Below are 22,622 nucleotides of genomic sequence, written 5' to 3' on the forward strand. Positions count from 1 at the left end.
CCACACCACCTACGGCCCCACCCCCACCGTCTACCTCATCCGCCCCGACGCCTACATAGCCCTGGCCACCCCACCGGACTCCGCCCACGCCGCCCTCACCGAGGCCGTGCGGTCGTACGCGGGAACCCCGGCCGCGCTCTGACCCGACACCCCACCCCGGACACCCGCGCAACACCCGGTCAGAACAGAAAGGCGATCTTCCCCGCCAGCTTTCCCTCCCGAAGCCGGACATGCGCGTCCCGGATCTCGTGAAGTCCAAAGCTTGCGTGCACCCGCAGCCGCAAGGCCCCGCCGTCAACGAGCTTCACCAGCTCACCCAACCCCGCACCGTCCTCGCGGACCTGGTGAACGGTGCTCCGCACACCCCGCGAGGACAGGTCCGGGACCGGCCCGGCTTGGGTGGCAATCGACGCGTACCGGCCCCCATCGGCCACCGCCTCGGTCACAAACGCCCCGAACGTATCGAAAACCGCGTCATAGGCGTGGCGTTGAAGAGCGTCACGGTCGGCGGTGACAACCTCCGCACCGTGCTCACGCGCGAAGGCGGCCTGCGCGTCCCGGGACACCAGAGCATCCACCTTTACGCCACGCGCACGGGCGATCTGCAACGCCAGCCCGCCGACCGCACCGGCGGCCCCCGCGATCAGCAGCCGCTCACCGGCCTCGACCGCCAGCCAGTTCAACGTCTGCACGGCCGTCAGCCCGGCCAGCGGCAGCGTCGCGGCCTCGGCCATACTGACCGACCGCGGCGCGGCGGCGACCGCCCGCGCGGGCAGCGCGACGAGATCGGCCCAGGTCCCCCGGCCGGAACTGAGCTGATGCGACATGGCGATGACACGTTCACCGGCCCGCAGCCCGCTGCCACCGCCGTCGACCACCACACCGGCCAGATCCCACCCAAGCGTCATCGGCAGCGGCGGCGCCCCTTCACCGATCGCCCCCTCCCGCGTCTTGTCATCCACGGGATTGATACTGCTCGCCACGACCCGGACCAGCACCTCTCCCGGGCCTACCCCGGGCTCGGGAACATCAACAACCCCAAGCACATCAGGCGCCCCGAACCGATCAATCCGTATCGCGCGCACGAAAAGCCCTCCCCACAACGTCTGCTGACAGCAGGGCCCAACACCGACGCTGATCAAGCGATTCCCGATGCGGCAACGGCGCGCACGGTGCACAAAGGCAGCGCCCGACGCCACGGATACGTAGAAGGCTCCCGCCCTCCCCCACACACAGGAGAGGACGGAAGCCGCCTTCCCTCACCGCGCGGGCTGAGCCGACGCGGCACCCTTCAGGAAAGCGCCCGGAACGCTTCCCGCAGAGCGGACCGGAACGGTGAGCCGGACCCGCCGGCCCGACCGAGGCATGCGCTGCCCCTACTCATCCCGTTCCGATCGGGGGAGTTCCTGGGCCTCCTCCAGCCGAAGCAACCGGTCACCCCGGCTCTCCGCCACCCGCCACACACACTTCAGCGACTCACTCAACTCAACGGCGAGCAGATGCAGTTCCCCCGGCGTCCACATCCGCCCACCGAGCACACGCTCCGCCTCCTCGATGAGCCCCGCCGCCACCGTCAGCTGCGCCGCCTCCATTTCATCAGCGAGCCGCGAGACATACCCCGTCCCGTCCCCCGCCAGCAGAAAGCACGGCTTCCCCTCCACACTCGCCCACGGCAACAGCCGCGCGGTGTCCATGGCGTTCACCGGGCGGTCACCGTCGCCCGGCACGGCGGCTCGAAGAGCATTCGAAGACTTTGGGTCACGTCGTCAACCCCTATGCGGTTGATGGCCATTCCCCCGTGCCACGCTCATCGCAAAGGCCGGGGGACCTTGCGTCCACCAAGCCAATCGTGTGGCAGCAGCCCGCGACAGGGACGGAACGTCCTAGTCTCCGGGCCTTGAACGCCCCTGCCTACCGGGCTTGGTTGACGACCCCCAGAAACTCCGCCAGCGTGCGCAGTCCCGGCGGCCGGTGCGGTCCGGCCCACAAGTCCGTAACGATGGCGACGGCGAGGGTGTGGTGGCGCATCCACGCCGGGGCGATCCGGCGCAGCCGTTCGAGGGTCTTCACGGCGCCTTCGATATCGCCCACGTCCGTGTGCGCACGGGCGACGTCCAGCAAAAGCCAGGTACGCCAGGACGCCGGGATATCGGCGCCGATCCGCATTCCCTTGGCGAGTGCCAGCGCCTCGTCCGGCCGTGCGTGCTGAACGGCGAGACGGACTCGTTCGATACGGACCGAGGACCGGCTGAATACCGAGAACATTTTCCCGTCCTCCGGGGGCCGGAGAACGGCCAGCCGGCGTGTGGCGTGCTCCGCCGTGGTCATCAGTTCATTGGCCGCGTCGTAATCTCCCGAACGGGCCGACGAGGTCGCGGCGGACATGATGAGGCCGCCCCAAACCCGCAGGCCCTCAGCGGTTTTGCCGTGTTCCCGTTCGGCCAGATCCGCGGCGTGCACCGCCACGTGGGCGGCATCGTCCAGGCGGTTCTGCCGCTGGTAGTTCCAGGCGACGGAATTGCTGACCATCGGCACCAGCAGCGGGTCGGACGAGCGCTCCGCGGCGGCCATGGCACGTTCCAGAGCGGCCAGTCCGAGATCGGTCCGTCCGAGGCGAATGGCAAGGTGCCCGGCCAATTGCAGCGCTTTCCCCAACGCCGCCTGCCCCGCCGCCTTTTCGTCCGCACCGCCGACCGACGCCGCGAAACGCGCGTCCGCGATAATGCCCGGCAGTACCTCCATCACACGCCCGAACTCAGCGTTGTGGTACAGCGTCCAGCCGTCGGAAATCTCCCGCCGGAGAAGCGGAACGGTAAGCCGCTCGACGCCATTCGGCTCTTCGGGCGGCGCGAACAGCGGGGGCATGATGGCTCGCCGCACCGCGACGAATTGCGGAGAATCCGCCTCGCCCGTGGAGGGCACCCCCGGCGGGTCCCCGAGCAGCGCGGTCAGCTCGACCCCGAGCCCCCGGGCCAGTGCGTGCAGCGTGGGCAGACGCGCACTGTGCTTGCGCTTCTGCTCCAGCTTCCGTACGACGTCAACGGACACGTCCGAGCGCTCTGCCAACGCCTCTTGGGTGAGATCCGCCATCCGCCGCAGCCGCGCCAGCCGGTCCCCGAGGTGCTCAGCCATGCCCACGAGGCTACGCCGCGAGCCCCGGCGCCGTACGGTCCCCAGCGCCCCTTCCACCGAAAGACCGAAAGGCCGGCCCCATGCCCCGTACCGAGTTCTACGACGACCCCGCCGCTCCCGAGCCGAACAGTCTGGTGGTCGCCGCCTCGGCCGTCGTCACGGATGCCGAGGGGCGCATCCTGCTCCAGCGGCGGGTGGACAACGGGCTGTGGGCGCTGCCGGGCGGCGGCAGGGAACAGCGACGGGGAGGTACGGCGCCAGTTCAACGTGTGCTTCACGGCACGGATCACCGGGGGCGCGCTCAAGCTCTCCGACGAGTCCACCGCCCTCCGGTTCGTCGCCCCGGACGAGCTCCCCAGCCTGCCCCTGCACCCACCCAGCGACTCCGGATCGGTCATTTCCTGGAACGGCGGGCAGTGCCATACCTGGGGTGAGGGCCGCCGGCAACGCATGAGCCCCTGCCGGGCGCCGGCCGGAGCGGCGCCCGGCGGGGGCTCGTCCGTGCCGTGGTGCCGTAGTCGTGGAACTACGGCACCACGGCCTGCTCGGCGCGCCGCCTACACCACCAGCGACAGCCCCAACACCCCCAAGATCCCCACCACCGAGATCAAGGTTTCCATCAGGGACCACGTCTTGAGGGTCTGGGCGACGTTCATGCCGAAGTACTCCTTGACCATCCAGAAGCCGGCGTCGTTGACGTGGCTGAAGAAGAGGGAGCCGGCGCCGATGGCGAGGACGAGGAGGGCGGCGTGGGTGGTGCTCATCTCGGCGGCGAGCGGGGCGACCAGGCCGGCGGCCGAGATGGTGGCGACGGTGGCGGAGCCGGTGGCGAGGCGGATGGCGACGGCGATCAGCCAGGCGAGCAGCAGCGAGGAGATGTTCCAGTGGCGGGAGACCTCCAGGATCATCTGGCCGACGCCGGAGTCCACCAGCGTCTGCTTGAAGCCGCCGCCCGCGCCGACGATCAGCACCACGCCGGCGATCGGGCCGAGCGAGGACTCGACGGTGGCGGCGATCCGGCCGCGGGTGAAGCCGGCCGGCCGGCCGAGCGTGACCATGGCGACGACCACGGCCGTCAGCAGCGCGATCAGCGGGGAGCCGACGACGTCGAAGACCCGTTGGACGGTGTGCGCGGGGTTGTCCACCACGACGTCCACCAGGGCCTTGGCGAGCATCATCACGACGGGGAGGAGGACGGTGGCGAGGGTGATGCCGAAGCCGGGGCGCTTGGCGAGGTCGTCGGAGGTGCGTTCCGGGATCATCTTCTCCGGCGGCGCGATGTCGACCCAGCGGGCCGCGTAGCGGGAGAAGAGGGGGCCGGCGATGATGGCCGCGGGGATGGCGATGATCACGCCGAGGGCCAGCGTCACGCCGAGGTTGGCCTTGACCGCGTCGATGGCGGCCAGCGGGCCGGGGTGCGGCGGGATCAGGCCGTGCATGACGGAGAGGCCGGCCAGCGCCGGGATGCCGATCCGCATCAGGGAGAAGTTGCCGCGCTTGGCGACCAGCAGCACCACGGGGATCAGCAGCACGATGCCGACCTCGAAGAAGATCGGCAGGCCGACCACCCCGGCGATCAGCACCATCGCCCAGGGCATCGCCCGGCGCCCGGCCTTGGCCAGGATCGTGTCGACTATCTGGTCCGCGCCGCCGGAGTCGGCGAGCAGCTTGCCGAGGACGGCGCCCAGCGCGATCAGTACGCCGGTACCCGCCACGGTCGTCCCGAGCCCCGTGGAGAAGCTGGCGATGGCCTTGTCGAGCGGCGCCCCGGCCACCGCGCCGAGCACCAGCGAACCGATGATCAGCGACAGGAAGGCGTGCAGCTTGAACTTGGTGATCAGCAGGACGATGACGGCGATACCCGCCAGGACGGCGATGCCGAGCTGGGCGTGACCGGCCGTGGTGATCGGCGCGGTCGCGTCCGCTGCGAGCATCTCGGCGCTGAGATGTGGCACGGCGAATTCCTTGGGTGGGAGGGGAGGGGGAGGGGGCCGGGCCCCGCGGGGGGGAGGGGGTGCGGGGCCCGGCGGTCTGAGGGCGGCCGGCCTGCGGGGTTACGCGGCCGGGGTGGGGCGGCGCAGGGCGGTGACCGCGCGGTCGGCGATCTCCTCCGGGGTGCCGGCGACATCGACGGCCACCCCGGCCTCGTCCGCCCCGAGCGGTTCGAGGGTGGCGAACTGGGAGTCCAGCAGCGCGGTCGGCATGAAGTGGCCGGTGCGCTCGGCCATCCGCGCCTCGATCAGCGCCCGGTCGCCCGCGAGGTGCAGGAAGACGACGCCGGGGGCGGCGGCCCGCAGCCGGTCGCGGTAGGCACGCTTGAGGGCGGAGCAGCTGACCACCCCGCCGCGGCCGGCCCGCCCGTGCGCCCAGGCGCCGATGGCGTCGAGCCAGGGGCCGCGGTCGGCGTCGTCCAGGGGGACTCCGGCGGACATCTTGGCGATGTTGGCCGCCGGGTGGAAGTCGTCGCCCTCGGCGTACGGCACGCCCAGCGCGCCGGCCACCAGCGGGCCGATGGTCGTCTTGCCGGTCCCGGCCACACCCATCACGACGATGACATCGGCGACATCGGCCCTGTCCATCCCGGATACCTCGATGCTTCATATACGGGACGTCACCAGCCATACCTCCGCGTACATGACATACATGACAGACATGACGCACATCGCTTACGTCACATACGGCGCGTAGGGCGTGACAGCGTCCACTTCGACGTTGTACTAGCCAACTGAAACCCATGAAGTACGACGTATTCAAGCCCGTGTGACGTAAACGTCATACTTAATTGCCCGAGAGGCGGGACCGTAGGCTTGGGCCATGGAAGCGACCGGGAACGGGGAGAAGGGGCTGCACGCCCGCGTGCTGGAGTCCCTGGGGCCCGCGATCACCGCGGGCGACTACCCTCCGGGCACGGTCCTGCGCACCGATGAGCTGGCCGAACGCTTCGAGGTGTCCCGCACGGTGATCCGCGAGGCGGTCCGGGTGCTGGAGTCGATGTGCCTGGTGGCGTCCCGGCGCCGGGTCGGGGTGACGGTCCGCCCCACCGAGGAGTGGAACGTCTACGACCCGCGGGTGATCGGCTGGCGGCTGGCCGGCCGGGACCGCGCCCGGCAGCTGCGTTCGCTGACCGTGCTGCGGTCGGCCGTCGAGCCGGTGGCGGCGGGCCTGGCCGCCCGGCACGCCGACCCGGCCCAGTGCGCGGAACTGACCGAGCACGCGATGGGCATGGTGGCCACCTCGCGCGGCCAGCAGCTGGACGCGTACCTCGTCCACGACATGGCGTTCCACCGGGTGGTGCTGACCGCCTCCGGCAACGAGATGTTCGCGCGCCTCGCGGAGGTGGTGGCCGCGGTGCTGACCGGCCGCACCCAGCACCACGTGATGTTCACCGACCCGGACCCGGCCGCGGTCACCCTGCACGTCCAGGTGGCCGAGGCGATCCGCACCGGCGACGCGGCCCGCGCCGAGGCCCTGACCCGCGAGATCACGGCCGGCGCGATGGCCGAACTGGACGTCCTCGCCCCGTAGTTGACCCGGCCCGGCCGCTCAGAACAGCGGCTGCTGCCCCGGCATCGGAGGTTCCTCCGGATCGAAGAGCTTCTCCGCGGGCGCCATCATCGGCGCGGTGCGCCGGGAGCCCGGACAGGAGATCAGCTCGATCCCGGTCCGCCGCCCCGGCGGGTCGTGCCGGGCGTAGCGGCCGCCGACCACGGCGATCTCTCGGGTGCAGACGGGGCAGCGGCGTCGTGGTGCGGACATGCCCCAAGTGTGGCGGACGCGTTCCGGCCACCGCACCCGGCTCCCGCCTCCACCGGACCAGGCACCCAACGCCGCATCAAAATGCATCCGTCGGCACATACGTCCCCCACACCTCCCGCAGCGCATCGCACACCTCGCCCAGCGTCGCCCGCGCGCGCAGCGCCTCCCGCATCGGGTAGAGCACATTGTCCGGCCCCTCGGCGGCCTTCCGCAGCGCGCCGAGCGCCGCGGTCACCGCGTTCCGGTTGCGGCGTTCGCGGAGCACCGCGAGCCGTTCGGCCTGCCGCGCCTCGATGGCCGGATCCACCCGCAGCGGTTCGTAGGGCTCCTCCTCTTCACTGCGGAAGCGGTTGACGCCGACCACCACCCGCTCGCCCGCGTCCGTCTCCCGCGCGATCCGGTACGCGTTGCGCTCGATCTCCTCCTTCTGGAAGCCGCGTTCGATGGCGGCGACCGCGCCGCCCAGCTCCTCGATCCGCGCCATCAGCGCGAGCGCCGCCTCCTCGACCGCGTCGGTCAGCGCCTCCACGGCGTACGAGCCGGCGAACGGGTCGACGGTGGCGGTGACATCGGTCTCGTACGCCAGGACCTGCTGGGTGCGCAGGGCGAGCCGGGCCGCCTTCTCGCTCGGCAGGGCGATGGCCTCGTCGTAGGAGTTGGTGTGCAGTGACTGGGTGCCGCCGAGCACCGCGGCCAGCCCCTGGACGGTGACCCGCGCGAGGTTGACCTCCGGCTGCTGGGCGGTCAGCTGCACCCCGGCGGTCTGGGTGTGGAACCGCAGCATCTGCGACTTGGGATCGCGGGCGCCGAACTCGTCCCGCATCACCCGCGCCCAGATCCGCCGCGCCGCCCGGAATTTGGCGACCTCCTCCAGCAGCGTCGTCCGCGCGACGAAGAAGAACGACAGCCGGGGCGCGAACTCGTCCACGGCCATCCCGGCCGCGAGCGCCGTACGGACGTACGCGATGCCGTTGGCCAGCGTGAACGCGATCTCCTGCGCGGGCGAGGCACCCGCCTCGGCCATGTGGTAACCGGAGATGGAGATGGTGTTCCACCGCGGAATCTCGGCCCGGCAGTACCGGAAGATATCCGCCGCCAGCCGCAGCGACGGCTGCGGCGGAAAGATATACGTCCCCCGCGCGATGTACTCCTTCAGCACATCGTTCTGCACCGTCCCATTGAGCTGATCCCCCCTCAACCCCTGCTCCTCGCCCACCAGTTGGTACATGAGCAGCAGCAACGCGGCCGGCGCGTTGATCGTCATCGACGTGGAGACCTTCCCCAGCGGGATCCCGCCGAAGAGCACCGCCATGTCCTCCACCGAGTCGATCGCCACCCCGACCTTGCCGACCTCGCCCGCGGCGATCGGGGTGTCGGAGTCGTGCCCCATCTGCGTCGGCAGGTCGAAGGCGACGGACAGCCCGGTCGTACCGTGCTCGATCAGCTGCCGGTAGCGCGCGTTGGACTCCCGGGCGGTACCGAACCCGGCGTACTGCCGCATGGTCCAGGGCCGCCCCGTGTACATCGTCGGGTAGACCCCCCGGGTGTACGGGTACGCGCCCGGGGCGCCCAGGGCGCGGCCCGGGTCCCAGTCCGCCAGGGCCTCCGGCCCGTACACCGGCTCGATGGGCAGCCCGCTCTCGCTGTACCGCGCCATGTCCGCTACGCCTCCAAACGGGTGAAGAGTACCGGTTTACACCGTCCTCACAGCATGCCTGGAGGTTCGTCCCCGCGCACCGCTGGGAAGGGGACGGGGCATGCGGCGGAGCGGGAGAACGGGGCCGGCGGCCCTGCTGGCGGCGGTACTGATCCTGACGGCGGCCTGCCATCCGGCCCGCCCCACTCCCCTGCTGGCCCCCGGCGCCCACGGCCCCGCCGTCCGCGACCTCCAGGCCCGCCTGGCCCAACTGGACCTGTTCCCCCGCACCCCCACCGGCCACTACGCCAAGGAGACGGCCAGGGCCCTACGCCGCTTCCAACACCAGGCCGGCCTCCCACCCACCGGCACCTACACCACAGCGGATAGAGCAGCCCTCATGTCCCGCACGAAAAAACCAAGGGGAAACGACCTACACCCGCAGGGACCCAACCACCGACGCCCGCTCATCAATTTCTTTGACCGAAGCGACAATTGAGCAACCCCCACCCCCCGCAACCACATCCGCGAGAGCGCGCGCCGGCTTAGGCGCAAAAAGGGGGGCGCGGGCAGGGCCGGGGGAACGTGCCCCGCCCGCGCCGGGTGCGCTGAGCCACGGGTACGGGGGGAACCCTGGCTCTTGCGCCGCCGATGACCAGTCGGCTCGTTTCTTACTGCGTCGCGGGGCCGAAAAACGTCACACCTGGCTGCCGGGGCGCGTTCCGGCGGGTGCCGCCGGGGTCGTGGCGGACGCCGCGGGGACCGTGGCCGGGGCCGTCGCCGCCGGGGAAACCGTGGCCGGAACCGTAGCCGGAGCGGGAGAAACCGTGCCCGGAGCCGTAGCAGGAACCGGCACGAGGGTCATGAACCCGCTGCCGGACCGCCCGGCCGAGTCACCCTCCTCGTCGCCGCTGCCGCCCCCGGTCCCGTTCCCCCCGCCGTTGCCGTGCCCCCGGCCCTTGCCGTTCCCGTTGCCCTTCCCGCCACCGGTGCGGCCCCCCGCGCCATCGTTGTCACCCGTGCCGCTGCCGGGCCGGCCGGCCGTGAGGAGGTACTGGCGGCAGAAGGCGTGGACCTTGCCGGGGCCGCCGGCGGCGGCCTGGAGGCGTTCGAGGGTGTCGCGGTCGAGGGCGCCGGGGTTGCCGGTCTCGTAGTTCTTGCAGAGGGTCAGCAGCGGCTTCTTCTTGTCCTTGCCGTCCGGGTCGGACCGGTGGCCGTCGTCGTCACCGGGCGTGCCGCCGGGGGCGGGGGTGCCGGGCGCCGGGGTGGTGCCGTGGCTGCCGCCGGGGGGGGGGGTGGCGCCGGGGGCGGTGGTCCGGCCGCCGGGCGGGGTGGGGGTGCGGCCCGTTCCGCCGGTGGTGGCGGCGGGCCGCTCGGTGTCGAGGAGGCTGGGCGATTCGGCGGCGGTGACGGTGGCGCCGGGCTGGGCCGGCTCGCCGCCCTCGAAGGGGGTCGGCAGGACGCCGGTGCCGGCGGCGACCGCGATACCGCTGATCGCGCAGACGGCGAGGGCGACCGCGAAGCCGCGTCTGAAGGGGCGGGCGAGCCCGGCGCGTTCGGCGGCGCGGGCGGTGCGGGCGGTCTCGCGGGGGCGGGCGGCGGGGCCGTGCCGGGCCTGGCGGAAGGCGGCCAGCGCGGCTTCCTCCCCGGGCAGGGGGGCCGTTTCGGGCAGGCCGGTGCCGGCCGCCGCGGCGGCCTCGAGGAGCTGTTCCAGTTCGCGTGCGCCGTCTCCGACCCGGGAACCGACCGGTTCACCACGCAGCAGTCGCTCCGCGGCGTCCTTGTCGAGCCAGCTGTACCGGTCGTCGGCCATCACATGTCCTTCTGCGTTCGTGCGGCCGTTTCCGTCACACCTGGTACGTACGATTCCGCCACCGCGCCGCCGTCGTCCGCGGCGCCGTCGCCGGTGAGGAGTTCGGCCAGTTTCTTCAGTCCGCGGTGGGCGGCGGTGCGTACCGCGCCGGGCCGTTTGCCCAGGACCTGGGCGGCGCTCTTGGCGTCCAGGCCGACCACGACCCGCAGGGTGACCGCCTCGGCCTGGTCCTGCGGCAGCCGGCCTATGAGCCGGAAGGTGTGGCCGGTGCCGAGGGCTTCGAGGGCTTCGCCGGCGGTGTCGGACGCGGCGGGGGTGTCGGCGAGTTCGGTCTCGTCGCCGCCGATGGCGGGGCGGCGGCCGCGCATCCGGATGTGGTCCAGCGCGCGGTTACGGGCGATCCGGGCGGCCCAGCCGCGGAAGCGGTCCGCGTCGCCGCTGAAGCGGGCGAGGTCGCGGGTTATCTGGAGCCATGCCTCGGAGGCCACGTCCTCGGCATCGGCCTCGCCCACCAGGGTCCGGACGTAGCCGAGGAGCCGCGGATGTATGGCGCGGTAGACCGTCCGGAACGCGGTCTCGTCGCCGTCCTGCGCCGCTTGTACGGCAACCGTCAGCCGTCCGTCGTCCGGCTGAATGTCGTCCCCTCGCACGGGTCCATCCTGTCGCACGCTGAATGTCCGCCGCCCGGTCCTTGCCGTTTCGCGCTGTCGCTGTTACGTAGCCGCTGGTTTGCCGTCTGATGCCGTGAAGCCGCCGGGACCGCCGTGCGGCCGGCGCGGTCAGCCGCTGCGCCGGTCGCCGGCCGTCCGGCCGTTCCTGCTGACCGTAACGGGTGCGACCGGGTGCCCGGCACCCGGGCCACCTCTGGGAGCGGGCGGCGCGACAGGGCGGGGTGCGTACGTCGCCATCCGAACTCCCCGGTAACCGGCCGCTCTTCCGGCCGGGCGGGAGCGCCGCGGCCGGGTGCGCCGTTCTGGCGCGTTCCGGCACGTTACGGGCCGGGCCGGGCCCGCGTCCAGACCACTGGCCGTGCCGCCGCCCGTACCCGGTGTGACGCTTTCGGGCCCCGCGGCGCTGTATCGGTTAGGAGCCCGTCGCGGCTCCTCCGCGAACGACGGCCGGGGCCTCTCCTGTGGGGGGTGGCGGCCCCGGCCGTCTCTCGGATTCCTTTTTTCTTCCCGCCCGGCCGGTCAGAGCCGGTTCACCAGCGCCTTGAAGTCCGGCCAGGACAGCGCGGGGGTGCGCGGGTCCCAGGTCTTCTGCGCCAAGGCGGCGAGCGGTGCCTCCCTTTTGCCGGGACCTCCACCGGATTCTCGGCTCACAGCCCCTCACGGTCGTTTCCTCGGCCCGAAGGCCGGCGCACCACTTGTCCATCCAGTCGCCGGGCTTCATGTCGCAGTGGGCCGCAACCGCCCCGGTCGGCCTCCTGATCGACAAGCCATATCCGGATGTGGAAGTGGCCCGCGGCCTCCGCAACCCATAGGCCCCAGACACCGCTCCTGTGGTACGCCCCTGGATCGGCCGGACGACCTCATCACCGCCTGCGATAGGAATGATCTCCCGCACAGTTGACCATGCGGCCCGCAGCCCCTCTTCCGGTAGTCGAACCGCGCGTAGGCCGTGCGAATTTGAGCCACTGCGTGGCCATATCCGCATGAGCCACAACGCGCCGAAATGGGATGAACTCGGCAAACGGGCTCACAGACCAAGCGGCCACGATGCACTGTCAGTGGTACACGGTAGGTTCGCAGTGAACGTGATGACAATGCGCGCTTGGGGGAATCGTGGCTGCTTCTGGCTTCGATGTGGACACGCATCAGCTGAAGAACGAAGCACCGAAATTCAACAGGGAGTCAGCCGCTTTGGCCAAGGCTGCCGAGAAACTGAAGCACTCACTCGATGGGCTAGGGGAACCTTGGGGGGATGACGAGCAGGGGAAGAAGTTTGAGGGCGTCTACAGCCCTCATCGCACCCAGATCGAGCGTGCCGCCCATGCGTTGGTGAAGGGCCTGGAAAGCATTGGCAAGGCCATGAAGGATATGGCTGACAATCACGAGGAAGCGGATCGCTCCAACGCCTCGGGCTTCACGTCGCAAGGTGGCGGTGTGCATTGAGTACCGCAGACAAGGCCAAGGAAATCGTTCAGGAACTCACCGGCATGTGGTGGCCGAAGGGTGATGAGGACGAGCTCCGGGAAGCCGCTCGCGCCTGGCGGACATTTGCTGATGACGTCAAGGACATCATCTCTGCGACACACAAGTCCGCACAGGACGTCATCGACACCAACAAGGGCAAGTCGATTGAGGCGTTCGGTGCGTTCTGGAAGAAGTACCACGGCGGGGGCAAGGGGTACTTGGACGACCTCGCTTCTGCCGCGGAAGACATGGCCAAGGCCTTGGACAAGTTCGCCGACCAGATAGCCGAAGCCAAGAAAAAGATCGAGCACGAGCTGGAGATCGCCGGCGCGGTCCTGGTCGCCGGTGCGGCGTTGGCCATCTTTACCGGCGGCATAAGCGAGGTGGCAGCCGCGGGTGCCACCGAAGCGATCGTCGCAGCGGCCGGCACGGCAGGCGTCGCCGTCTCAGCCACCGTCACCGAGATCGCCGGCACCGTCCTGGCCACCGCCGCCATCGGCGGCATCAGCGCCATCACGGTGGATGTGGTCGTCGCCCAGGGCGGCCGGAATCTGCTCGGGGACCAGCACGGCATCAACGCCGCCGAAATCAAGGACGCCGGAGTGTCCGGCATGCTCATGGGCGGCGCCTTCGGTGGAGCCGCCCGCAGCGCCCAGGCCGTGGCGGACGCCGGCGGTGTCAAGAACGTTCTGGGCAACATGAAGCTGGACGGCCTGGGGAACCTCAACGCCTCATTCCCCAATCTCCACATGCAGGTGCCCAGCTTGGGTGGGCCACGCCTGGTGATGGCCGGCGAGGGCCCTTCAGGGCCGGTCGGACCAACAGGGCAACCCTTGATGCGCAACGCCGAGGGAGGCGACGGGGGAGGCTCCGGGGCCCCCAGGGTCAGCGGCTGGGATGCCTCAAGCAATCTAAAGGGCCCGGCGGCCGGTAAAACACTCAAGCGCCCACATGACCGGCATACCATTGCTGGCGCAGGCCGAGCGGGCAAGAACATCAAGGAAGAGAACACCATCATCCTGCCGGGGTATTCTCAGGAGGTCGATAAAGACATCGCTGGTATCGCAGAGGGGAAGGCCACCTGGATCCCGGATGGCGAGCGCTACGAAATCAACGGCCGCACATACGGTGTCCATGAGAACGGAACCGTCTATCCTGCCGCAGGCCCGGGGTTCGTGGAGTTGGATCGGAACGAGTATGCAGCTCTCTCTCAGATTGCGAAGGCTAAGGGGGATCTCTCAGCTGCGCCGCAGTTGACGAAGAACCCTCGCTTCGTCAACAACCCGGAAGCCGTCCAAAAGGCCTTGGCCATTTACAATGGGACATACACGCCATGACGTACAATCTTTTTCTCGTCGATAGCCCCGACCCAGCTGTCATGGCTGGAGCTCTCGCCACGATCTTCGAGGTTCCAGTGACGGAAGTCGACGTTGCCGATGCCGACGGCGACCAAGAAGACCGCAACTGGGACGCCCTGGTTTCCTGCGAATACTCGGAGGTTCAGGGAAATCTGTCGCTATCCCTGGACATTTACGCTCAGGACTCGGTGGGGCAGCAGCCCTCGGAGGCTGAGATCTCCGCAACGCTTGCGCACCTTCTCGACACGCCCGTACTGTACCCGCCCCAGGAAAGCGCCATGAGCGCCCACTGGCTGGTTGCCCCCGGCGGACTGGTGACGCGGGCCCGGCTGACCGAGTCAGACGGTGAAGAGCCTACGTTCACGGTCGCCGCAGTGGAGGCATTCGTCGATCGGTTGCCAGACGTTCCTGTAATGCACCTCCCGGAAGTAGTGCGCGAGCAGAAAATCGCTACGCCTCTGGCTGATGCCTTTGCGGAATCCGTCGAGTCTTTGAAGCAAGGCGAGAATGGGGCGAATGGTTTGACCATCACGCCCGATGTCGCCGAGACGGTACGCATTGCCAAGTCTTACCTGGGGGCATGGGAGAAGCTATCCCGGCGCGCAGAGGGCAACTGGGCGCCATCTGACTGGTACCCGCTGGAATTCTACCGGGAAGTTCTCGAATACCGCGATGACATCGAGGGGTATGTACGTCAACTTCCGGGCGACGTGCAAACGCTTTATAGGAAATACCTGAACGAGGTCGACGGCCTCTACCGAGAGCAGACAGTGGAAGACCACGACCACGTCGTTGCCGGCGATCAGGCAGAGCGTGTTACCCACTTGGCCCAGAAGGCATGGTGGTGGTACCGCCGTCCTGAGCCCATGCCTTGGTCCGAGGGCTAGGAGCACGTTGCCACCAGGCCAGTGCGACGCAGCCCTGCCAGAAACCGCAAGCCGGGGGCACTACAGATCGCGGCCACGGCCCCTGACCAGACGACAGAGTGCCTGGTCAGGGGCCATTTCGTAGAGCACCTGGCCAGGGGTGGCGGCCCCGGCCGTCTCTCGGATTCCTTTTTCTTCCCGCCCGGCCGGTCAGAGCCGGTTCACCAGCGCCTTGAAGTCCGGCCAGGACAGCGCGGGGGTGCGCGGGTCCCAGGTCTTCTGCGCCAGTGCGGCGAGCGGTGCCTTGATGCCGGCCGCGATCTGGTCCGGGGTCTGGGCCTGGGAGCGGTCGCACCAGATGGCGAAGCGCGCGCCGGGGATGCGGTCGGGGCCGGTGTCGCTCTGCGGTACGGCCACCGGCGCGGTGCCGCGCAGCACCCGCGGGGTCCAGCTCTTGTAGATCCGTTCGCCGGTCGGGTACGTGAAGTTGTTGGGCTCGCCGAGGACGTAGTAGAGGTACTCGTCGTTGAGGTTGAGGACGTTGCGGCCGGCGCCGAGGTAGGCGGCGGGGTCGCGGGCGCCGATCTCCTTGCCGGTCCAGTAGGCGGCGGTGCGGTTCTTGTCGGCGGCGACCTTGCCGTCGGCGAAGAAGCCGTCGTTCCACGCCTCGATGCGGGTCTTGCCGGCGGACTGGACGGTCTTCTGCCGGTCGTTGAGCCAGCCGGTGGCCAGGTCCTTGATGGTGGCGCCGGAGCCGTACTTGTCGCGGGCGGCCCGGGCGAGCTGCGGGTAGGACGCCTCGGGGTTCCGGACCGTAAGGGCCTGGTACTCGTCGCCGCCGAGGTGCCAGTACGGGCCGGGGAAGAGCTGGGCGTACTCCTTCAGCAGCGCGTCGACGAGGGCGCCGGCCTGCGGTTTGGAGATGTCGATGGCGCCGCGCAGGACCTTGCCGGAGGCGTTGCGCAGCTGGAGGTCGGGGTAGTGGTCGAGGACCGCGCCGAGGTGCCCGGGTGAGTCGATCTCCGGGATCAGGGTGACGTGCAGGCTCTGGCCGACCTTGATCAGGTGGCGGACCTGGTCCTTGGTGAGGTGGTCGGCGGAGACGATCTGCGGGTGGCTGTCGCTCTGGATGCGGAAGCCCTGGTCGTCGGAGAAGTGCAGCTGGAGCTGGTTGAGCTTGAGGTCGGCGAGCTGCCGGATGCGGGCCTCGATCCAGTCCGCGGTGAAGGGCTTGCGGGCGTTGTCGAGCATCATGCCGCGTTCGGCGCGGTCGGGGCGGTCCTGGACGGTGCCCTCGGGCAGGCCGCCGGCGGTGCGGACGGCCTGTTTGACGGTGCGGGTGGCGTAGAAGACGCCGGCGTCGGTGGGGGCGGCGAGGGTGAGCCGGCCGCCGCGCGCGGTGAGGGTGTAGGACTCGTCGGCGGTGCTCGTGGCCGGGGCGTTGTCGGGCCGGTTGGCGGGGCCGGTGAGCTTGATCTCGATGTCGCCGGGGCGGACGTCCTGCTGTCCCCAGGCGATCGGGAGCCCGCCGAGATCCTTGGCCATGAGTTGCGCTTCGTCGGCGACGCTGCTCTTCTCCCCGGCCGGTACCACGATCCGGGCGCCCTTGGCCGGCCGCCAGCCGTTTCCGGTCGCCGGGCGGAAGTCGCGTACGGCGGGGACGACGCGCGGCGGGCCGGTGACCTTGGCCCAGCTGGGGATGGGCGCGGCGGGGCTGGAGGAGCTGGGGGCGGCGCCCGGGGGCCGGGAGTCGGCGCCTTGGCCGCAGCCGCCCAGGGCCAGCGCGGTGGCCAGCGCCGCGACGGCCGGCAGCGCGCGGCGGCCGGCCGGGCCTGTCCGGCCGGTCCGGCCTTCCCGACCGGCGGCCGGCGGGCCGGCCGGGGACGGGGGCTGCCAGGGGGCCGAGGGCCGCGGCGGGTGCGGCGGCCGCATCGGATTCGACATCGTGCAATCCTCACTTTTCGGGGCGAAGGTATTGCCAGAGCGCGGAGCAGGGGCGTCCACCGGGCGCGCGAAAGCTCTCTCATCCGGGTGAAAATCGCGCATCCGTCGGACAGCGGCCGACGGCCGTCGTTAGCGTGGCCTCACCGTCGCGCACTCCCGTCCGGGTCGTGTGGACCGCCGGGAATCCGCCGGGTGCCACCTCATGTGACGCATCACCACCTCTGTCTCCACTTCCGTACGTATCAGACTTTTCGCTCGTTTCATCCCACCCACCTCTCCGGCCACCGCCGGTCCACCCCTCCCCTGCACCGAAACCCCTCTTCCGCATCCGTCCGCCCCCCGCCGCCCGAGGAGCCCACGCTGTCCGGTGACACCCCGGCCACCCGTCCGCTGCCGCGGCCCCGTCCGCACTCCCCCGGCCGCGGCATATCCGGGCCCGGCCCGCACACCCCGCCCCCGGCGCCCGGCCTCGCCCGCCTGAACGCCCTCCCCCGCGACCGCGCCGTGGCCGCCCTGCTGACCTGCTGCGGCTGCCCGCGCTGGGCCGCCCGGCTCGCCGACCACCGCCCGTATCCGGACGCCGCCGCCCTCCAGGCCGCCGGCGACGAGGCGAGCTACGACCTCACCCCGGCCGAGCAGGCCCGGGCGCTGGCCCAGGAGCCGCCCGCGCCGCTCCCGCCGGCCCGGCCCGGCCCCGGCACCCTCGCCGCCCACACCGCGCTGCGCGCCGCGCACGCCGCCTACGAGCGCCGCTTCCGGCACGCGTTCGTGATCTTCCTGGACGGCTATCACGACGACGAGCTGCTGGACCAGACCCTGCACGCGATCCGCACCCGCCTCGCCCACGAACCGGACGAGGAGCGGTCGGTGGCGGCGGAGGAATTACGGCGTCTGGCCCGGGCCCGGCTGGGGCGACTCGCGGCGGATTGTCCGTGATTCACCGCTTCGTGCTTGTGTGATAGGCCGTTGGTGCCTGTTTGATCACACCTATGGCCCCCCGCGCGAGGAACCGACAGGGCGTCGATACGATGACGAGCGGCCGGTGGACCGTACCCGGCCGGGCCCGACCGACAGAGAAGCCGGCGCGGCCCTAGTCCCCGCTCCCGGAGGGTTCTTCCGTGCCGGCTGGAACGCTGTACCGCGGCCGGGAAGGCATGTGGTCCTGGGTGGCTCATCGAGTCACCGGCGTCCTCATCTTCTTCTTCCTGTTCGTACACGTCCTCGACACCGCTCTCGTTCGTGTCTCCCCCGACGCGTACGACAACGTCGTCGCGACCTACAAGACGCCGATCGTCAATGTGATGGAGTACGGCCTGGTGGCCGCCATCCTCTTCCACGCGCTCAACGGCCTGCGAGTCATCGCGGTGGACTTCTGGTCCAAGGGCCCGAAGTACCAGAAGCAGATGCTCTGGACCGTCGTCGGTGTCTGGATCGTCCTGATGGCCGGTGCCTTCTACCCCGTGCTCCAGCACACGCTGCGCACGCTGTTCGGGAGCTGACGCGTCATGTCTGCTGAATCCACCACCGCGGGCGCCACCGCCGCGGAGAACGTCGCGCTCTTCGACGCGGACAACCCCGCTCCCGTCATCGAGGCGCCCCGCAAGCGCACCAAGAAGTCGCCGCGGGCGACCCGCACCAACTTCGAGCTGTACGGCTGGCTGTTCATGCGGCTGTCCGGCATCGTGCTGGTCGTCCTGGTCCTGGGCCACCTGCTGATCCAGCTGGTGCTGGACGGCGGTGTGTCCAAGATCGGCTTCGCCTTCGTGGCCGGCCGCTGGGCCTCGCCGTTCTGGCAGGTCTGGGACCTGCTGATGCTGTGGCTGGCCATGCTGCACGGGGCCAACGGCCTGCGCACCGTCATCAACGACTACGCGCAGCGGGACAACACCCGCTTCTGGCTCAAGATGCTGCTCTACACCGCCACGGTGTTCACCGTCCTTCTGGGCACGCTGGTGATCTTCACCTTCGACCCGAACATCCGCTAGGCCCCGGGCTGAGGGACTGAGGTATTCCACCCATGCAGATCCACAAGTACGACACCGTCATCGTCGGCGCCGGCGGCGCCGGCATGCGCGCCGCCATCGAGGCGACGAAGCGCAGCCGCACCGCCGTGCTGACCAAGCTCTACCCCACCCGCTCCCACACCGGCGCCGCCCAGGGCGGTATGGCCGCGGCCCTGGCCAACGTCGAGGACGACAACTGGGAGTGGCACACCTTCGACACGGTCAAGGGCGGTGACTACCTGGTCGACCAGGACGCCGCGGAGATCCTGGCGAAGGAGGCCATCGACTCGGTCCTGGACCTGGAGAAGATGGGCCTGCCCTTCAACCGCACGCCGGAGGGCCGGATCGACCAGCGCCGGTTCGGCGGCCACTCCCGCAACCACGGTGAGGCCCCGGTCCGCCGGTCCTGCTACGCCGCGGACCGCACCGGCCACATGATCCTCCAGACGCTGTACCAGAACTGCGTCAAGGAGGGTGTGGAGTTCTTCAACGAGTTCTACGTCCTGGACCAGCTGATCACCGAGGTCGACGGCGTCAAGCGGTCGGCCGGTGTGGTCGCCTACGAGCTGGCCACCGGCGAGATCCACATCTTCCAGGCGAAGGCCGTCATCTACGCCTCCGGCGGCTGCGGCAAGTTCTTCAAGGTGACCTCCAACGCGCACACCCTCACCGGTGACGGCCAGGCCGCCGTCTACCGCCGCGGGCTGCCGCTGGAGGACATGGAGTTCTTCCAGTTCCACCCGACCGGCATCTGGCGGATGGGCATCCTGCTGACGGAGGGCGCCCGCGGTGAGGGCGGCATCCTCCGCAACAAGGACGGCGAGCGCTTCATGGAGAAGTACGCGCCGGTCATGAAGGACCTGGCGTCCCGTGACGTCGTGTCCCGCTCCATCTACACGGAGATCCGCGAGGGCCGCGGCTGCGGTCCCGAGGGCGACCACGTCTACCTCGACCTGACCCACCTGCCGCCGGAGCAGCTGGACGCCAAGCTGCCGGACATCACCGAGTTCGCGCGCACGTACCTCGGTATCGAGCCGTACACCGACCCGATCCCGATCCAGCCGACCGCGCACTACGCGATGGGCGGTATCCCGACCAACGTCCAGGGCGAGGTGCTGGCGGACAACACCACCGTCGTGCCCGGCCTGTACGCGGCCGGCGAGGTGGCCTGCGTCTCGGTGCACGGCGCCAACCGCCTGGGCACCAACTCGCTGCTGGACATCAACGTCTTCGGCCGCCGGGCCGGTATCGCCGCGGCGGAGTACGCCGCGACGGCCGACTACGTCGAGCTGCCCGAGGACCCCGCGTCGCTGGTCGCCGAGCAGGTCGAGCGGCTGCGCAACGCCACCGGCGGCGAGCGGGTCACCGAGATCCGCAAGGAGCTGCAGGAGACCATGGACGCCAACGTCATGGTCTTCCGCACCGAGCAGACCATCAAGACCGCGGTGGAGAAGATCGGCGAGCTCAAGGAGCGCTACAAGAACGTGGCGATCCAGGACAAGGGCAAGCGCTTCAACACCGACCTGCTGGAGGCCATCGAGCTGGGCAACCTCCTCGACCTGGCCGAGGTCATGGCGGTCTCCGCCCTGGCCCGCAAGGAGTCCCGCGGCGGCCACTACCGCGAGGACTACCCCAACCGCGACGACGTCAACTTCATGCGGCACACCATGGCGTACCGCGAGGTGGGCGCAGACGGCGCCGAGTCGATCCGCCTCGACTACAAGCCGGTCGTGCAGACCCGCTACCAGCCGATGGAGCGTAAGTACTGATGAGCACCCCGACTCTCGACAAGCACTCCGCGGCGCTGGACGCGGCCGAGAACACCGCGGCGCACACGATCAGCGTCACCTTCCGGATCCGCCGGTTCAACCCGGAGGTCTCCGACGAGGCGCGCTGGGAGGACTTCCAGCTGGAGATCGATCCCAAGGAGCGCGTCCTGGACGCCCTCCACAAGATCAAGTGGGAGCTGGACGGTTCGCTGACCTTCCGCCGCTCCTGCGCCCACGGGATCTGCGGCTCGGACGCCATGCGCATCAACGGCCGCAACCGGCTGGCCTGCAAGACGCTGATCAAGGACATCAACCCCGAGAAGCCGATCACCGTCGAGGCCATCAAGGGCCTGACGGTACTGAAGGACCTTGTCGTCGACATGGACCCCTTCTTCCAGGCGTACCGGGACGTGATGCCGTTCCTGATCACCACCGGCAACGAGCCGACCCGCGAGCGGCTGCAGTCCGCCGAGGACCGCGAGCGCTTCGACGACACCACCAAGTGCATCCTGTGCGCCGCGTGCACCACCTCGTGCCCGGTGTTCTGGAACGACGGCCAGTACTTCGGCCCGGCGGCGATCGTCAACGCGCACCGCTTCATCTTCGACTCGCGTGACGAGGGCGGCGAGCAGCGGCTGGAGATCCTCAACGACAAGGACGGCGTCTGGCGCTGCCGGACGACCTTCAACTGCACGGACGCCTGCCCGCGCGGTATCGAGGTCACGAAGGCCATCCAGGAGGTCAAGCGAGCGCTGATCACGCGTCGCTTCTGACACCTTTACGCCGAGCCGGCGTACGGGCCCCGCTTCCTTTACGGAGGCGGGGCCTTCGCCGTTCCCGGGGCCGGAGCTGCGGGATCAGGCCGAGCGCAGGGACATCGCCGCCAGGGCCTCGTCCTGGGCGTGGCGTTCGCGCATGGTGCGGGCGTACGCCGCCAGGGCCGCCCGGCGACGCGTCAACTCGGCTATCTCGGCGTCGAGTTGGGCCATCTGGCGTTCCACGGCACACCACGAGAACGCGCACGGGTTCAGGCCCGGACCGCCCTGGGCGCAGGGCAGCAGCTCGCGGATGGCGTCGGTGGACAGGCCGGTGGCGAGGAGTTCGCGGATGCGGGTGACGGTGTCCACGGCGCCGGGGTCGTAGACGCGGTAGCCGTTGGGGTCGCGGCCGGCGCGGAGCAGGCCGCGCTGCTCGTAGTAGCGCAGGACGCGAGTGCTGACGCCGGCGCGGCGGGCCAGTTCCCCGATTCGCATCCGCTCCGCCGGCGGCCGCCCGGCCCGTACTCCATCCCCCATGTGGTGCTCCTCTCCCTCTTGGTGTCCGTTCCGGCTTGACCTTGACACCGGTGTCAAGCGGCAACCTCTACGGCATGACGCAGATTCCCGACGCGCGGATTCCCGCCGCGCAGCAGACCGTTGCCCTTCCTCCGCTGTCCACCACCGTCGCCGGTCCGGCCGGCGGGCCCGGCGTACTGCTGGCCCACGGCGCCACCGGCTCGGTCCGGGACAACTACGGCACGCTGATCCCGGCGCTGACCGCGACCGGCCACCGGGTGGTGGCGTCCGACTACCCCGGTTCCGGCGAGACCCCGCGGGCCGGCGGCCCGCTGGAGCTGGACGCGCTGGCCGACGCGGTGGTCGCCGAGGCCGTCGCGGCCGGTCTGGAGACCTTCACCGCCATCGGCTTCTCGATGGGCACCGCGGTCGCGGTACGCGCCGCGGCCCGCCACCCGGAGCGGGTGCGCGGGCTGGTGCTGACCGCCGGGCTGGCCAAGGCCGACGCCCGGGCCCGGGTCTGGCTGGACCTGTGGCTGCGGCTGCTGGACCACGGCGACTACCAGGGCTTCGCCCAGGCGCGGGCGCTGAGCGGGCTGTCCCCACAGCAGTTCAACGCGCTGCCGCCGGAGGAGCTGGCCGCCGTCCTGGACCCGGACCCGGCGCTGCCGCCGGCCGGTTCGGCCGAGCAGGCGGCGCTGGCCAGGGAGGTGGACACCACCGCCGACCTGCCCGGTATCGCGGTGCCGACGCTGGTCATCGCCACCACCCTGGACGCCCTGCTGGACCCGGCCAACTCCCGCTACCTGGCGGACCACATCCCCGGCGCCGAGTACGCCGAGGTGGCCAGCGGCCATCTCCCGATGGTCGAGCGGAACGAGGAGTGGCTGGCCCTGATCGGGGACTTCCTGGCCGCCCGCGGGCTGTGACCGCCGG

General features: G+C 70.3%; 23 protein-coding genes and 1 pseudogene. 12 read left to right on the forward strand and 12 right to left on the reverse strand.

Annotated elements, in window-relative coordinates; genetic code table 11:
• Positions 1-179 precede the first annotated feature (179 nt).
• The 3 genes from ADL22_RS21090 to ADL22_RS21100 form a co-directional block, all read right to left on the reverse strand.
• Complete coding sequence (locus ADL22_RS21090; RefSeq protein WP_234430789.1) at positions 180-962, reverse strand: zinc-binding dehydrogenase; 783 nt, start codon at positions 960-962, stop codon at positions 180-182.
• Positions 963-1,376: 414 nt separating this feature from the next.
• Positions 1,377-1,694, reverse strand: a complete 318-nt coding sequence (locus ADL22_RS21095; RefSeq protein ID WP_066982019.1) for a hypothetical protein — start codon at positions 1,692-1,694, stop codon at positions 1,377-1,379.
• Between the two features lie 217 nt (positions 1,695-1,911).
• On the reverse strand, positions 1,912-3,132 hold the full coding sequence (locus tag ADL22_RS21100; RefSeq protein WP_066982021.1) for a helix-turn-helix domain-containing protein: 1,221 nt from the start codon (positions 3,130-3,132) through the stop codon (positions 1,912-1,914).
• Positions 3,133-3,212: 80 nt separating this feature from the next.
• On the opposite strand from ADL22_RS21100, the pseudogene ADL22_RS34085 reads away from it, so the two are divergent.
• Positions 3,213-3,566, forward strand: a pseudogene (locus ADL22_RS34085) (NUDIX hydrolase).
• Between the two features lie 123 nt (positions 3,567-3,689).
• Here ADL22_RS34085 and ADL22_RS21105 read toward each other — a convergent pair.
• Both ADL22_RS21105 and ADL22_RS21110 read right to left on the reverse strand, forming a co-directional pair.
• Positions 3,690-5,087 carry a gluconate:H+ symporter gene (locus tag ADL22_RS21105; protein ID WP_107116354.1) on the reverse strand — a complete coding sequence of 466 codons (1,398 nt, stop codon included), beginning with the start codon at positions 5,085-5,087 and terminating at the stop codon, positions 3,690-3,692.
• 99 nt (positions 5,088-5,186) lie between these two features.
• Positions 5,187-5,711 carry a gluconokinase gene (locus ADL22_RS21110; protein WP_066981884.1) on the reverse strand — a complete coding sequence of 175 codons (525 nt, stop codon included), beginning with the start codon at positions 5,709-5,711 and terminating at the stop codon, positions 5,187-5,189.
• A 235-nt stretch (positions 5,712-5,946) separates the two neighbouring features.
• Between ADL22_RS21110 and ADL22_RS21115 the strand changes: the two genes are divergently transcribed.
• On the forward strand, positions 5,947-6,657 hold the full coding sequence (locus ADL22_RS21115) for a FadR/GntR family transcriptional regulator (RefSeq protein ID WP_066981887.1): 711 nt from the start codon (positions 5,947-5,949) through the stop codon (positions 6,655-6,657).
• Between the two features lie 18 nt (positions 6,658-6,675).
• Here the strand turns inward: ADL22_RS21115 and ADL22_RS21120 are convergent, their stop codons facing one another.
• Together ADL22_RS21120 and ADL22_RS21125 are read right to left on the reverse strand one after the other, a co-directional pair.
• Complete coding sequence (locus ADL22_RS21120; RefSeq protein ID WP_066981890.1) at positions 6,676-6,888, reverse strand: hypothetical protein; 213 nt, start codon at positions 6,886-6,888, stop codon at positions 6,676-6,678.
• 76 nt (positions 6,889-6,964) lie between these two features.
• On the reverse strand, positions 6,965-8,545 hold the full coding sequence (locus ADL22_RS21125) for an acyl-CoA mutase large subunit family protein (protein ID WP_066981894.1): 1,581 nt from the start codon (positions 8,543-8,545) through the stop codon (positions 6,965-6,967).
• A gap of 100 nt (positions 8,546-8,645) precedes the next feature.
• Here ADL22_RS21125 and ADL22_RS37020 point away from each other — a divergent pair, with 100 nt between their 5' ends.
• Positions 8,646-9,023 (forward strand): peptidoglycan-binding domain-containing protein, encoded by a 378-nt coding sequence (locus ADL22_RS37020; RefSeq protein WP_079064304.1) that lies wholly within the window; start codon positions 8,646-8,648, stop codon positions 9,021-9,023.
• A gap of 198 nt (positions 9,024-9,221) precedes the next feature.
• Here ADL22_RS37020 and ADL22_RS21130 read toward each other — a convergent pair whose 3' ends face one another.
• The 3 genes from ADL22_RS21130 to ADL22_RS36700 all read right to left on the reverse strand — a co-directional run bounded on the left by ADL22_RS21130 (position 9,222) and on the right by ADL22_RS36700 (position 11,659).
• Positions 9,222-10,337 carry a hypothetical protein gene (locus ADL22_RS21130; protein ID WP_066981896.1) on the reverse strand — a complete coding sequence of 372 codons (1,116 nt, stop codon included), beginning with the start codon at positions 10,335-10,337 and terminating at the stop codon, positions 9,222-9,224.
• Entirely contained in the window at positions 10,337-10,987 is a 651-nt protein-coding gene (locus tag ADL22_RS21135; protein ID WP_066981899.1) for an RNA polymerase sigma factor, read from the reverse strand. The genes ADL22_RS21130 and ADL22_RS21135 overlap by 1 nt, the downstream gene beginning before the upstream one ends.
• Positions 10,988-11,527: 540 nt before the next feature.
• Positions 11,528-11,659: a hypothetical protein gene (locus ADL22_RS36700; RefSeq protein ID WP_267890198.1), complete on the reverse strand. Its 132-nt coding sequence runs from the start codon at positions 11,657-11,659 to the stop codon at positions 11,528-11,530.
• A gap of 462 nt (positions 11,660-12,121) precedes the next feature.
• On the opposite strand from ADL22_RS36700, the gene ADL22_RS21140 reads away from it, so the two are divergent.
• From ADL22_RS21140 to ADL22_RS35800, 3 genes are read left to right on the forward strand one after another with little or no spacing between them, the layout of a single operon-like run.
• On the forward strand, positions 12,122-12,451 hold the full coding sequence (locus ADL22_RS21140) for a WXG100 family type VII secretion target (protein WP_066981902.1): 330 nt from the start codon (positions 12,122-12,124) through the stop codon (positions 12,449-12,451).
• Positions 12,448-13,809: a WXG100 family type VII secretion target gene (locus ADL22_RS21145; RefSeq protein ID WP_159048700.1), complete on the forward strand. Its 1,362-nt coding sequence runs from the start codon at positions 12,448-12,450 to the stop codon at positions 13,807-13,809. Before ADL22_RS21140 ends, ADL22_RS21145 begins: the two co-directional genes overlap by 4 nt.
• Positions 13,806-14,717, forward strand: coding sequence for a hypothetical protein (locus tag ADL22_RS35800; RefSeq protein ID WP_066981908.1), 912 nt, complete (start codon positions 13,806-13,808; stop codon positions 14,715-14,717). The genes ADL22_RS21145 and ADL22_RS35800 overlap by 4 nt, the downstream gene beginning before the upstream one ends.
• 189 nt (positions 14,718-14,906) lie before the next feature.
• Here ADL22_RS35800 and ADL22_RS21155 read toward each other — a convergent pair whose 3' ends face one another.
• Positions 14,907-16,640, reverse strand: a complete 1,734-nt coding sequence (locus ADL22_RS21155; RefSeq protein WP_066981911.1) for a beta-N-acetylhexosaminidase — start codon at positions 16,638-16,640, stop codon at positions 14,907-14,909.
• Between the two features lie 426 nt (positions 16,641-17,066).
• Between ADL22_RS21155 and ADL22_RS21160 the strand changes: the two genes are divergently transcribed.
• From ADL22_RS21160 to ADL22_RS21180, 5 genes are all read left to right on the forward strand, one after another.
• A complete protein-coding gene (locus ADL22_RS21160; protein WP_079064310.1) occupies positions 17,067-17,576 on the forward strand; it encodes a 2-oxo-4-hydroxy-4-carboxy-5-ureidoimidazoline decarboxylase in 510 nt (169 codons plus the stop codon).
• Positions 17,577-17,758: 182 nt separating this feature from the next.
• Positions 17,759-18,139, forward strand: coding sequence for a succinate dehydrogenase, cytochrome b556 subunit (gene sdhC / locus ADL22_RS21165; RefSeq protein ID WP_079064305.1), 381 nt, complete (start codon positions 17,759-17,761; stop codon positions 18,137-18,139).
• A gap of 6 nt (positions 18,140-18,145) precedes the next feature.
• Positions 18,146-18,625: a succinate dehydrogenase hydrophobic membrane anchor subunit gene (locus ADL22_RS21170; protein WP_066981920.1), complete on the forward strand. Its 480-nt coding sequence runs from the start codon at positions 18,146-18,148 to the stop codon at positions 18,623-18,625.
• A 32-nt stretch (positions 18,626-18,657) separates the two neighbouring features.
• Positions 18,658-20,412 (forward strand): succinate dehydrogenase flavoprotein subunit, encoded by a 1,755-nt coding sequence (gene sdhA, locus ADL22_RS21175; protein WP_066981922.1) that lies wholly within the window; start codon positions 18,658-18,660, stop codon positions 20,410-20,412.
• On the forward strand, positions 20,412-21,185 hold the full coding sequence (locus ADL22_RS21180) for a succinate dehydrogenase iron-sulfur subunit (protein WP_066981925.1): 774 nt from the start codon (positions 20,412-20,414) through the stop codon (positions 21,183-21,185). The genes sdhA and ADL22_RS21180 overlap by 1 nt, the downstream gene beginning before the upstream one ends.
• 84 nt (positions 21,186-21,269) lie before the next feature.
• On the opposite strand, the gene ADL22_RS21185 is transcribed toward ADL22_RS21180, so the two are convergent.
• On the reverse strand, positions 21,270-21,707 hold the full coding sequence (locus tag ADL22_RS21185; protein WP_066981928.1) for a MerR family transcriptional regulator: 438 nt from the start codon (positions 21,705-21,707) through the stop codon (positions 21,270-21,272).
• Between the two features lie 74 nt (positions 21,708-21,781).
• Here ADL22_RS21185 and ADL22_RS21190 point away from each other — a divergent pair, with 74 nt between their 5' ends.
• Complete coding sequence (locus tag ADL22_RS21190) at positions 21,782-22,615, forward strand: alpha/beta fold hydrolase (protein WP_066981931.1); 834 nt, start codon at positions 21,782-21,784, stop codon at positions 22,613-22,615.
• The last annotated feature ends 7 nt before the right edge of the window (positions 22,616-22,622 follow it).

Source organism: Streptomyces sp. NRRL F-4489 (assembly GCF_001509485.1).
Lineage (GTDB): Bacteria > Actinomycetota > Actinomycetes > Streptomycetales > Streptomycetaceae > Streptomyces.

Coding starts and splice junctions, on each gene's coding strand:
- ADL22_RS21095 (WP_066982019.1), bottom strand. CDS start 1,694: ATGGACACCGCGCGGCTGTTGCCGTGGGCGAGTGTGGAGGGGAAGCCG.
- ADL22_RS21100 (WP_066982021.1), bottom strand. CDS start 3,132: ATGGCTGAGCACCTCGGGGACCGGCTGGCGCGGCTGCGGCGGATGGCG.
- ADL22_RS21110 (WP_066981884.1), bottom strand. CDS start 5,711: ATGGACAGGGCCGATGTCGCCGATGTCATCGTCGTGATGGGTGTGGCC.
- ADL22_RS21115 (WP_066981887.1), top strand. CDS start 5,947: ATGGAAGCGACCGGGAACGGGGAGAAGGGGCTGCACGCCCGCGTGCTG.
- ADL22_RS21120 (WP_066981890.1), bottom strand. CDS start 6,888: ATGTCCGCACCACGACGCCGCTGCCCCGTCTGCACCCGAGAGATCGCC.
- ADL22_RS21125 (WP_066981894.1), bottom strand. CDS start 8,545: ATGGCGCGGTACAGCGAGAGCGGGCTGCCCATCGAGCCGGTGTACGGG.
- ADL22_RS37020 (WP_079064304.1), top strand. CDS start 8,646: ATGCGGCGGAGCGGGAGAACGGGGCCGGCGGCCCTGCTGGCGGCGGTA.
- ADL22_RS21130 (WP_066981896.1), bottom strand. CDS start 10,337: ATGGCCGACGACCGGTACAGCTGGCTCGACAAGGACGCCGCGGAGCGA.
- ADL22_RS35800 (WP_066981908.1), top strand. CDS start 13,806: ATGACGTACAATCTTTTTCTCGTCGATAGCCCCGACCCAGCTGTCATG.
- ADL22_RS21155 (WP_066981911.1), bottom strand. CDS start 16,640: ATGTCGAATCCGATGCGGCCGCCGCACCCGCCGCGGCCCTCGGCCCCC.
- ADL22_RS21170 (WP_066981920.1), top strand. CDS start 18,146: ATGTCTGCTGAATCCACCACCGCGGGCGCCACCGCCGCGGAGAACGTC.
- sdhA (WP_066981922.1), top strand. CDS start 18,658: ATGCAGATCCACAAGTACGACACCGTCATCGTCGGCGCCGGCGGCGCC.
- ADL22_RS21180 (WP_066981925.1), top strand. CDS start 20,412: ATGAGCACCCCGACTCTCGACAAGCACTCCGCGGCGCTGGACGCGGCC.
- ADL22_RS21185 (WP_066981928.1), bottom strand. CDS start 21,707: ATGGGGGATGGAGTACGGGCCGGGCGGCCGCCGGCGGAGCGGATGCGA.
- ADL22_RS21190 (WP_066981931.1), top strand. CDS start 21,782: ATGACGCAGATTCCCGACGCGCGGATTCCCGCCGCGCAGCAGACCGTT.